The sequence below is a fragment of the Rhodospirillales bacterium RIFCSPLOWO2_02_FULL_58_16 genome, from assembly GCA_001830425.1.
Taxonomy (GTDB): Bacteria; Pseudomonadota; Alphaproteobacteria; order Rhodospirillales; family 2-02-FULL-58-16; genus 2-02-FULL-58-16.
The window spans coordinates 37280-48468 of the sequence record MIAA01000051.1; the positions used below are offsets into that span (position 1 = coordinate 37280).

Genomic DNA, 11189 nt, shown 5'->3' on the forward strand with positions numbered 1-11189 from the left:
CATCGCTCTTCGCGGCGCGCCTGGCGGATCGCCTCGCCAATGCGCAACGCAGATGATTTAATTTGGTCGGATAGTGCTCTAGGTTAAAACAAACGGTTTGAACGGTCATTTGAGGAAGAATGGAAATGCTTATCAAATTCAGAAAATCCTCGGACGTTAAATCATCGGAGATCACTCCCAAGGAAATATTCCTCGACCGGCGGCGTTTTATGGAGGCCGCCGCCGTGGCGACGCTGGGGTCTTTGCTGCCCTCGACGGCGGCGCGGGCCGGAGCGCCGCTCGGCGATATAGTCAAGAGTTCATACGCGGCGGAAGGCGGATTGACGCCGAAGGAACTCATCACTTCCTACAATAATTTCTATGAGTTCGGAACCGACAAGGAAGACCCGGCAAAGACCGCCGGCAAGTTCAATCCCAAACCGTGGAGCGTCGCCGTCAAGGGTGAGGTCGGCAAGCCCGGTTCCTACGCCTATGAGGATTTGATCAAGCCGCACAAGCTGGAGGAACGCATCTATCGCCTGCGTTGCGTCGAGGCGTGGTCGATGGTTGTCCCCTGGGTGGGCATTCCTCTGGGCGATATGCTCAAGCGTTTCGAGCCTGCCTCCCGCGCCAAATACGTTGCTTTCGAGACTCTGTACGACGCGAAACGGATGCCGGGTCAGGAGCGCCCGGTTCTGCCCTGGCCTTATGCCGAGGGCTTGCGCATTGACGAGGCGATGCATCCGCTGACCATTCTCGCCGTCGGCCTGTACGGCGAGGAATTGCCCAACCAGAACGGCGCTCCCATCCGCCTGATCGCGCCGTGGAAGTACGGCTTCAAGAGCATCAAGTCGATAGTCTCCATCAGCCTTGTCGAGACCATGCCGGAGACTACATGGAACCGTCAATCGTCCCGCGAGTACGGCTTTTACGCCAACGTCAATCCCGAGGTCGATCATCCCCGCTGGAGTCAGGCGAAAGAGCGGGTAATCGGCGAATCCTTCTTCGCGCCCAAGAAAAAGACCCTGATGTTCAACGGCTACGCCGACGAGGTGGCCGGACTTTACGCCGGCATGGACCTGAGGAAATATTTTTAGTGCGCCTTCGGCGCTTGATTTTCGTCTTGTGCCTGACGCCGCTGATGTGGCTGACCTGGAAGATGGTTTTTGTCGGCGTCGGCGCCAATCCGGTAGAGACCATCAACCGTTTTCTCGGCGACTGGACGTTGCGCTTCCTGCTGATTACCCTGACGGCGACGCCGCTGGCCCGGTTGACGGGCAATGGCGGAATCATCGGCTATCGCCGTATGTTGGGCCTGTTTACTTTCTTTTACGCCGTCCTGCATGTAGTCAACTATGTGACTATCGAGCAATCCTTGGTCTGGGCCGACATCATTGCCGACGTGACCAAGCGCCGCTTCATTACCGTCGGCGTGGTGAGTTTCCTGATGCTGGTTCCGTTGGCGGTTACCTCGACCAACGGCATGATCAGGCGGCTGGGGGCGGCGCGCTGGAAGAAACTGCACAGGCTGGTCTATGTGGCCGCCGTCGGTGGCGTCTTTCACTACGCCATGATGGTCAAGGCCGACCTGCGTCCGCCCTTGATTCACGCCGCCATTCTGGCGCTGCTGCTGACGATCCGCCTGTTTTACCGAATACGCCGAATTTAGTCGTCGTCAGAGGGCCTTCGGGATATTCTCGGTAAAATACAGGATAGAGGAGTGTGCGCCATGATGCGCCGACGAAACGCCAAGATTATCGCCACGCTCGGGCCTGCGGTCGACAGCCGCGACGCTATCGCCGCCCTGTTCAAGGCCGGGGCCGACCTGTTCCGGCTTAATTTCAGCCACGGCACTCACGAGGAACACCGGGCCATCTATGAGGCCATCCGCGACGTAGAGCGCGAGGTAGGGCGTCCGATCGGCGTGATCATGGACCTTCAAGGCCCCAAACTGCGGATCGGCACGTTCGCCAACGGCCCGGTCAGGATAAGGCGCGGCGACCGCTTCCGGCTCGATTCTTCGGCTGAACCCGGCGAAAGCCATCGCGTGGAATTTCCCCATCCCGAAGCGTTTGCCGCATTAAAGGCCGGGATGGATGTCCTGCTTGATGACGGGCAAGTGCGCCTTCGCTGTCTGGAGTGCGGCCCTGATCATGCCGAGACCGAGGTCGTGATCGGCGGCGTATTATCGGATCACAAGGGGGTGAACCTCCCCGGCTTGATGCTCGGCATATCGCCGTTGACCGCTAAAGATCGGCGGGACCTGGCTTTCGGCCTCGAACTCGGCGTCGATTGGGTGGCGCTGTCGTTCGTCCAGGAAGAAAAAGACGTTGACGAGGCGCGGGAATTGATCGGCAATCGCGCCGGCGTCATGGCCAAGCTGGAGCGCCGTTCGGCCATCATTCACCTGGATAAAATCGTCGAGCGCGCCGATGCGGTTATGGTGGCGCGCGGCGACCTCGGCGTCGAGTTGCCGCCGGAAGAGGTTCCGGCGATTCAGAAACGCATTCTAAGGGCCTGCCGCAAGGCGGGAAAACCCGTCGTCGTCGCCACCCAGATGCTGAACTCGATGATTCTGGCGCCGACTCCGACCCGGGCCGAGGCTTCCGACGTGGCGACCGCCGTCTATGACGGCGCCGACGCCGTGATGCTGTCCCAGGAAACCGCCGCCGGCGACTACCCGATTGAAGCCGTGGAAATGATGAACCGCATCATTTGCGGCGTGCGTCTTGATCCTTACTTCAGGGTGATGGTCGATGCCGCCCGCCCCGAACCTGAGGCCACCGATTCAGACGCCATCATCGCCGCCGCCAGTAAAGTGGCGGAAACGGTTTCGGCCAAGGCCATAGCCTCTTTCACGTCTTCCGGCTGGACCTCGCTGCGGGCGGCGCGGGAGAGGCCCCATGTGCCGGTTCTCGGGCTGACTCCGAACCTTAAAACGGCGCGGCGGCTGACCCTGGCGTGGGGCGTCAGGCCGATTGTCATCAAGGAACAGGAAAGTTTTGACGGAATGGTCGAACAAGGACTGGCGGCGGCTCTTGAATTGGGACTGGTAAGCTCGGGCGACAAGGTCGTGATAACCGCCGGCATTCCGTTAAGCATTCGCGGCACAACCAATATCCTCCGCATCGCCAAACTACCGTGATACAATCGCGGCATGGTTTTTATCGGTGAATTTCCCCAAGCGGATGCCTTAAGGCAGGCCATTCAAAACGCCGCCGGCGCCGACGAGGCTTCGTGCGTCGCCGCTCTGATCGCCGAGGCCGCCGTTGACGACGAGCTTAACGGGCGCATCGCGGCGACGGCGCGGCGGCTGGTGGAAACTATTCGCGACAAAGGCGTCGGCGTCGGCGGTCTGGACGCCTTCATGCACGAATACGAGTTGTCCAACCGGGAAGGCGTGGCGCTGATGTGTCTGGCCGAGGCGCTGCTGCGGGTTCCCGACGCCAAAACCGCCGACCGCCTGATCCGCGACAAGATCGGCGAAGCCGATTGGGAAAAACATCTGGGGCGTAGCGATTCCTTGTTCGTCAACGCCTCCACCTGGGCGCTGATGTTGACCGGGCGCGTGGTCAGGATGGATGACGATGTCGGAGGAGATAATGATATCGGCTCTTATCTGCGCCGCATGACGGCCAGAAGCGGCGAGCCGTTAATCCGCCGGGCGCTGGTTCAGGCGATGCGCATTCTCGGCGGCCAGTTCGTCCTCGGACGGACCATCGGCGAGGCCCTGGAAAGGGCGCGCCAAGGCGAGGCCGTGGGCTATTGCTATTCCTTCGACATGCTGGGCGAGTCGGCCCATACCGCCCCTGACGCCGACGCCTATTTCAGGGCCTATTGTCAGGCTATCGCCGCCATCGGCGCCGTTAATGCCGGGTCGGGAGTGTCGGTCAAACTTTCGGCGCTTCATCCCCGCTACGAGTTTTCCCAGCGCCGCCGGCTGATGGACGAGCTGGTTCCACGGATGATCGACCTGGCGGTTCGGGCGGCGGACGCCGGCATCGGGCTGTGTCTGGACGCGGAAGAGGCTGACCTGCTGGAGCCGTTGCTGGATGTTTTCGCGGCGGCATTCTCCGACCGCAAATTATCCGGCTGGGACGGACTGGGGCTGGCGGTGCAGGCCTATCAAAAGCGGGCGCCCTTCGTCATTGACTGGCTCGGCGCTCTGGCCGAGGAGCATAACCGGCGAATCACCGTGCGCCTGGTCAAGGGCGCCTACTGGGACGCCGAGATCAAACGCGCCCAGGAGCAAGGCCTTGCCGCCTATCCGGTGTTTACCCGCAAGGTTTCCACCGATGTTTCCTATCTGGCGTGCGCCCGCAGGCTGTTGGCCCGCAGCGACTTGTTCTATCCCCAGTTCGCCACCCACAACGCCCACACCGTGGCGGCGGTGCTGGAAATGGCAGGCAAGAACCGGGACTTCGAGTTTCAGCGCCTCCACGGCATGGGCGAGAGCCTCTACGATCAAATGGTCGGCGACGGCGAAAGCGGCGTTCGATGCCGGGTCTACGCGCCGGTCGGCACGCACGAAGACTTGTTGGCCTATCTGGTGCGCCGCCTGCTGGAGAACGGCGCCAATTCATCCTTCGTCAATCGCATCGTTGACGGAAATATTCCGATCGAACGCATCATCGCCGATCCGGCGGCCGAAGCGGCGGCGCTTGCCGTCAAGGCCAACTCCCGCATTCCCCTGCCGGCCGATCTCTACGGGGCGGCAAGGCGCAACGCCAAGGGCGTCGATCTCAGCAACCCGGCGGAACTGCGCGTCCTCAAAAACGAGATGGAGGCCGCCGGCGGACCATGGACAGCAGATGGCGGCGGCAACGGAAAAAGACGGGCTATCCTCGATCCCGCCGATAACCGTCGACAGGTAGGAGTCGTTATCGACGCCGCCCATGAAGACGTGGACCGAACTTTGGAGTTGGCCCGGAAAGCCGCCGCCGACTGGGACGCAACCCCGGCGGAGCAACGCGCCGCCTGTCTGGAGCGGGCCGCCGACCTGCTTGAGGACAACAGGGGCGAGTTGATGGCCCTATGCGTCCGCGAGGCCGGCAAGACCATTCCCGATGCCCTTGCCGAAGTGCGCGAGGCGGTGGATTTCTGCCGCTACTACGCCGAACGCGCCCGCATCGACTTCGCCGGGCCGCAAATCATGCCCGGCCCCACCGGCGAGACCAATCAGGTATCCCTGCACGGGCGCGGCGTATTCGTCTGTCTAAGCCCGTGGAACTTCCCTCTGGCCATCTTTATCGGGCAGGTAAGCGCGGCGCTGGCTGCCGGGAATGCGGTGGCGGCCAAGCCGGCCGAGCAGACTCCGCTGATCGCCGCCCGCGCCGTCGAAATCCTGCGCCGGGCGGGGGCGCCTGATGACGTGGTGAATCTTATCCCCGGCGCCGGGCCGACCGTGGGGTTACAGCTTGTCAAGGACGCCCGTGTCGGCGGCGTCGCCTTTACCGGCTCGGTGAAGACGGCGCACGCAATCAATCTGACTTTAGCTAAACGTCCGGGGCCGATCATTCCGCTGATTGCCGAGACCGGCGGCCAGAACGTGATGATCGTCGATTCTACGGCTCTTCCCGAGCAGGTGGTAAAGGATGTCGTCGTTTCGGCTTTCCGCAGCGCCGGTCAACGCTGTTCGGCCTTGCGGGTGCTGTTCGTCCAGCGGGATATCTCGCCGCGCCTGTTGAAGATGCTGGCCGGAGCCGTCGAGGAACTCAGCGTCGGCGACCCGGCGCTGTTGTCCACCGACGTGGGGCCTGTGATCAACGGCGGGGCCGTGAAAATGCTGAAGGCTCACGCAAGGCGCATGGAGCGCGAGGGGAAATTGTTGTGTCGGGCCTCGTTGGCGAAAGCGTGCTCCCACGGAACATTTTTCGCCCCGTGCGCCTATGAAATCGCGCGCCCGGATATGCTGAAAGGAGAAGTTTTCGGTCCTGTTCTCCATATCATCTCCTACGCCGCCGACTATCTTGATCAGGTAATCGAGGCGGTCAACAATACCGGCTTCGGTCTGACCTTGGGCGTTCACAGCCGGGTCGACTCCGTCGCAAAATACATTCAAAAACGCACCCGCGTCGGCAACACCTACGTCAACCGCAACATGATCGGCGCCGTTGTCGGCGTGCAGCCATTCGGCGGCGAGGGGCTGTCCGGCACCGGCCCCAAGGCCGGAGGGCCGCGCTACCTTTACCGTTTTGCCGCCGAGCGCACGCTTTGCGTCAACACCGCCGCCTCCGGCGGCAACGCGGCGCTGTTGTCGCTTGATGAAGAAGATCGGTAATTATAGCGCCCCTCAAGAAAAACGATTATAGAAAAGCTATGAGATTTTTAACGCTCCTGTTTGTGTGCGTGATCCTGGCCGCCTTGTCCGGCTGCTTCAGGAGTCCGCCCTATATTCTCAATCCCGGTGAATTCAACCGGGATTCCCCCGAATACATAGAGGAGCCGAAAGACATCTCTGCCGTTACCGTTTGCTACAACAAGCGGGGAGCGACTCCCAAAGAAATACAGAAAATGGCCGTTGATCGATGCGCCAAGTATAAAAAAACCGCCGAATTCACCGGTCAGAATTATAGAGACTGTCCGCTGGCAACGCCGACCGGCGCTCATTTCGCCTGCCGCAGCGCCCCGCCGGTTGCAGCCGACGGAAACGGAGGAGGCGGCAAAAAACAGGATTCCGACGGTCCCTTCTACTATTCTCAATAGTTTTTGATCGCCGAATCGATGGCGTTGGGACGGTCTTGATTAATCAGCCGAGGGAAAAATGGCGGAACCGGAACTTTCTGATCAGCAGGACAAGCAAAAATCGTTGGTCGGCGTCGCCGATAAGATTTCTTCTTTCGGCGGGGCGTTTCCGCCTCGCTGGCGTTTCCGTCTTCGTCTGTCGGCGGTGGCGTTGCTCTCTGTCGCCGCCTTTATCGGGTATGCCGGGTACGCCAGGCAGTCCGTGGAAGGGATCGAAGGAAAAACGAGTTTTGCCGATTCGCCGGGGTTCATCCGGTTTACCGAATCAAGCGGCATCGCCGGGTTGGTCGATATCTCAGCCGGGATTTGGCGCGGACTGCGGGGCAAGGCGGCGCCCGGAGGCGCTTCCGGCAAAGAAGAAGTCGTTGATCTGTTGTCCGAAGACCTTGGAAGTGAGATTGTCGCCCTCCCTGCTGAAAAATCAGGCTTGAGCGAGAGCGAAATAACGGAAGAAACCATCAAGGCGGCGGAAGCGGAAGCAGCAGCGGCGGCGGCGGCGGCGGCGGCGGCCAAGGCGGCTGTTGAAGCTGCCGCCGCAGCGTTGGCGGAAGCAATCCCTAACCCGGAGCAGGGCGACTTGTCTGCGCCGACGCCGAAGACGACAAGCGGCGAATGTCCCAAAGTGCCGGATATCGTTTGGTGGGAGAACAAGACGCATGAACAGGCTATCCGGTATGTAACTAATAACTATAATGGCGATTGGAAGCCTTATATCGTCAAGTGGGAATCCCACTTGAACAAGGTGGTGGATGTTTTTGTCTCGGGGAAAAAAGCGATGATCAAAACAACGGGGAAAGTTCTGGGCGAGAATGATTTGGCCAACTATGTCAAACAGATCGAAGAACGCATTTCCGTTATCCGTTGTCTGGCCCAAAATAAATCCGCCGAAAAATCTCCGTCTTGATGCATGCGCAGGGAGTAAAAACGTGACGGAAGAAAAAAAACATACGTTCCCGTTGCTTAACACCGAGGAGGCTGAGGAGATCGTCAGCGAGTTGGGCAGCGCCCTGGACGCTCACCGCGACTGGACCGAAAAGTTCAGGACCATGCTGGTGTGCCGCACTAAACCTAAAGCGATTTACCTTAACGCCGATTCCCACAAGAAAACTGTTTTCGGCCGCTGGTATTCAGGCAAGGTCAATCCTCTTTTGCGCAACCATCCCGAATTTGCCGCAGTCGGCAAACTCAGCGAACGCATGCACGGTCTGGCCCGTGGCCTGGCCTGCACCATCCGCGACGGCAAAGCCGTGAAGCCCGCCCAGTATAAAGCCTTCGTGGAGAGCGCCTTCTGTTTCCAGGTCAATGTCCGCAAGTTGTTGAGCGAAGCCTGGGATTTCCTGCGCTACACCGACCCCCTGACCGGCGTGATGACGCGAGCGATCATGGAGGCGCGCCTTGAAGAGGAACGGGAACGCATCCGGCGCAACAAGCAATCATGCAGCGTCGGCATGATGGACCTGGATCATTTCAAGAAGGTCAACGACACCTATGGCCACCAGGCCGGAGACAAGGTGCTGAAAGCCGTCGCCGGATATATCCTCAATCACCTGCGTCGTTACGATCAGGTTTTCCGCTACGGCGGCGAGGAGTTCGTATTGCTGCTCCCCAACACCAAGACCGCCAAGGCCAGAGAGGTGCTTGACCGCTTGCGGCAAAACATAAATCGTCATGCGATCAAGATCAGCGACGACAAGAATTTGAATGTCAGCGCGTCATTCGGAATCGCCGAATTGCTGGCGGACAACTCGATCAAGACATCGATCGAGCGCGCTGATCAGGCGCTCTACGCGGCCAAAGGCGCGGGACGCAATCAGGTGCGTATATGGCAAGCGGACAAAACGCCGCTTTCGGGGAAAAAATAAACGGCGCCGTCACTTTCCCCTCCTTGCGAAGGAGGGGTCACCCTCTCAGTATTAGCATTTTCCAATCTGCGCAAATCGGCGCAATCTGCGGATTAAATTACGGTAATGTTGATAATCCACAGATTACACAGATTGACGCAGATTCAAGAGACGAGCAGCGGTCCCTGCGCTTTTCCCTCCTTACCAAGGAGGGGTTGGGGAGGGTTGCTGTGACCTTAAAACAAGGGGGAAAATCATTTCCGCCGCTTTTCCCCTTTCTGCCGGGGCGACCGGCCGCCTGCCTGGGCGGCGAGTTTGGAAACGCCGGGTTTGTAGAGGCCCAGGTCGATAGCTTCCAGACGGCGGATTTCGTCGCGTAGTTTGGCCGCTTCCTCGAATTCCAGGTCCGCCGCCGCCTTCCGCATGCGCTTTTCCAGATCATCGACATGGGTCTTCAGGTTCTTGCCGACCAAATTCGCCTCGCCGCCGGCGCCGGTTCCGACGGTGACGTAGTCGGCCTCATAGACCGAGCCGAGCACGTCGGCGATGGCCGAGCGCACCGACTGGGGAGTGATGCCGTTGGCGGCGTTATATATCTGCTGGCGCTCGCGCCGCCGGTTGGTCTCGGCCAGGGCATACTCAAGGGAGCCGGTCATCTTGTCGGCATAGAGGATCACCCGTCCGTCAATATGACGCGCCGCTCGACCGATGGTCTGCACCAGCGAGGTTCTGGAGCGCAAAAAGCCCTCCTTGTCGGCGTCAAGGATACACACCAGGGAGCATTCCGGGATGTCCAGCCCTTCGCGCAGCAGGTTGATCCCCACCAGCACGTCGAAGGCGCCGAGGCGCAAGTCGCGGATGATTTCAATTCTCTCCAGAGTCTCGATATCCGAATGCATGTAACGGACGCAGACGCCGTGTTCGTGCAGATATTCGGTCAGGTCTTCGGCCATGCGCTTGGTAAGGGTGGTGACCAGGGCGCGCTGCCCGCACGCCGCCCGCATTTTTACCTCGCCCAGCAGGTCGTCAACCTGGGTCTCGACCGGCCTCACCTCGCATATCGGATCGATCAGGCCGGTAGGGCGCACCAGTTGCTCGATGAAGGCCCCGCCGGTGCGCTCCATCTCCCACGGGCCGGGAGTGGCGGAGACAAAGATCGACTGGGGGCGCATGGCGTCCCATTCCTCGAACTTCAAAGGCCGGTTGTCGACGCACGAAGGCAGGCGGAAGCCGAACTCGGACAAAGTCGATTTCCGGTTAAAGTCGCCTCTGTACATGCCGCCGAGCTGAGGAACCGAGACATGGCTTTCATCGACGATCATCAAGGCGTTTTCCGGCAGGTACTCAAACAGGGTCGGCGGCGCGTCGCCGGATTTGCGTCCGGTCAAATAGCGGGAATAGTTCTCGATGCCGCTGCAATAACCGGCGGCGTCCAGCATTTCCAGATCGAAAGTCGTGCGTTCCTGAAGCCGTTGCGCCTCCAGCAGCTTGCCTTCGGCGACGAACTGTTTGACGCGGGCGCGCATTTCCGCCTTGATGCCGGGAATGGCCTGCATCAGGGTCGGTCGCGGCGTCACATAGTGACTGTTGGGGTAGACGGTAACGGCGTCCAGCGTGCCGATTTTCCCGCCGGTCAGCGGGTCGATCTCAACGATGGCTTCCACCTCGTTGCCGAACAGGGATATGCGCCACGCCCGGTCCTCGCAGTGGGAGGGGAATATCTCCACCACGTCGCCGCGCACGCGGAAGGTTCCCCTGGTGAAGGCTGTATCGTTGCGCGTGTACTGCAATTCCACCAGCTTCTGGAGCAGTATTTTACGCTCGATGCTTTCCCCGGCCTTGATGGCGTGGACCATCTCGGCGTAGGTCTCCACCGCGCCGATGCCGTAGATGCACGACACCGAGGCGACGATAATGACATCGTTGCGCTCCAGAATGGACCGCGTCGCCGAGTGGCGCATGCGGTCGATCTGCTCGTTGATCGAGGCGTCCTTCTCGATGAAGGTGTCGGTGCGCGGCACATAGGCCTCGGGCTGGTAGTAGTCGTAGAACGAGACAAAATATTCTACCGCGTTGTCGGGGAAGAACCCTCTCATCTCGCCATAAAGCTGCGCCGCCAGCGTCTTGTTGGGAGCCAGCACCAGCGTCGGACGCTGCACTTTTTGAATGACATGGGCAACGGTAAAGGTCTTGCCCGAGCCGGTGACTCCCAGCAAAACCTGATCACGTTCCCCGGCTTCTATCCCTTTAAGCAGTCCGGCGATGGCCTCCGGCTGATCGCCGGCGGGGGTAAAGTCAGAGACCAGACGGAACGGCCTGCCGCCTGAAACCGGACGGCGCTTCTTGGGGGTGATCATGGAGGATAGATAAGCCGTATGCGGCGCGGCCTCAATCCGAATCGCGAGTTATGCTAATGGCCGTAAAAAATAACTCTGAAAAATCCTCCCCCTTTCGAAGGGGGAGTTATCTGCCCATGTGTTTTTGGCCACAGAGGCACAGAGGCGCAGAGAAGATTAAGCGAAGTTTTTTTCCTGCTTTTTCTTTTTTTCTATACCTCCTCTGTGTCTCTGAGCCTCTGTGTTTCATGAAACGGCGTTTCTTTCAGTCAACGCGCCGGGCGTTAGG

The 11189-nt window shown here is 60.0% G+C and carries 8 protein-coding genes; 7 read left to right on the forward strand and 1 reads right to left on the reverse strand.

What is annotated here, in order from left to right; translation table 11 throughout:
- Positions 1-125: 125 nt before the first annotated feature.
- Genes A3H92_03880 through A3H92_03910 form a run of 7 tightly spaced genes read left to right on the forward strand, consistent with a single transcriptional unit; the run spans position 126 to position 8585 of the window.
- Positions 126-1076, forward strand: coding sequence for a mononuclear molybdenum enzyme YedY (locus A3H92_03880; GenBank protein OHC73447.1), 951 nt, complete (start codon positions 126-128; stop codon positions 1074-1076).
- Positions 1076-1648, forward strand: coding sequence for a hypothetical protein (locus A3H92_03885; protein ID OHC73434.1), 573 nt, complete (start codon positions 1076-1078; stop codon positions 1646-1648). Before A3H92_03880 ends, A3H92_03885 begins: the two co-directional genes overlap by 1 nt.
- 60 nt (positions 1649-1708) lie before the next feature.
- Entirely contained in the window at positions 1709-3124 is a 1416-nt protein-coding gene (locus tag A3H92_03890) for a pyruvate kinase (protein ID OHC73435.1), read from the forward strand.
- A 12-nt stretch (positions 3125-3136) separates the two neighbouring features.
- On the forward strand, positions 3137-6259 hold the full coding sequence (locus tag A3H92_03895) for a bifunctional proline dehydrogenase/L-glutamate gamma-semialdehyde dehydrogenase (protein ID OHC73436.1): 3123 nt from the start codon (positions 3137-3139) through the stop codon (positions 6257-6259).
- Between the two features lie 38 nt (positions 6260-6297).
- The gene (locus A3H92_03900; GenBank protein ID OHC73437.1) at positions 6298-6684 is read left to right on the forward strand and encodes a hypothetical protein; all 387 of its coding nucleotides are present in this window, start codon (positions 6298-6300) and stop codon (positions 6682-6684) included.
- A 58-nt stretch (positions 6685-6742) separates the two neighbouring features.
- A complete protein-coding gene (locus A3H92_03905) occupies positions 6743-7627 on the forward strand; it encodes a hypothetical protein (GenBank protein ID OHC73438.1) in 885 nt (294 codons plus the stop codon).
- Positions 7628-7649: 22 nt separating this feature from the next.
- Positions 7650-8585: a hypothetical protein gene (locus A3H92_03910; protein ID OHC73439.1), complete on the forward strand. Its 936-nt coding sequence runs from the start codon at positions 7650-7652 to the stop codon at positions 8583-8585.
- A gap of 233 nt (positions 8586-8818) precedes the next feature.
- On the opposite strand, the gene A3H92_03915 is transcribed toward A3H92_03910, so the two are convergent.
- Positions 8819-10921 carry an excinuclease ABC subunit B gene (locus A3H92_03915; GenBank protein ID OHC73440.1) on the reverse strand — a complete coding sequence of 701 codons (2103 nt, stop codon included), beginning with the start codon at positions 10919-10921 and terminating at the stop codon, positions 8819-8821.
- Between the last annotated feature and the right edge of the window lie 268 nt (positions 10922-11189).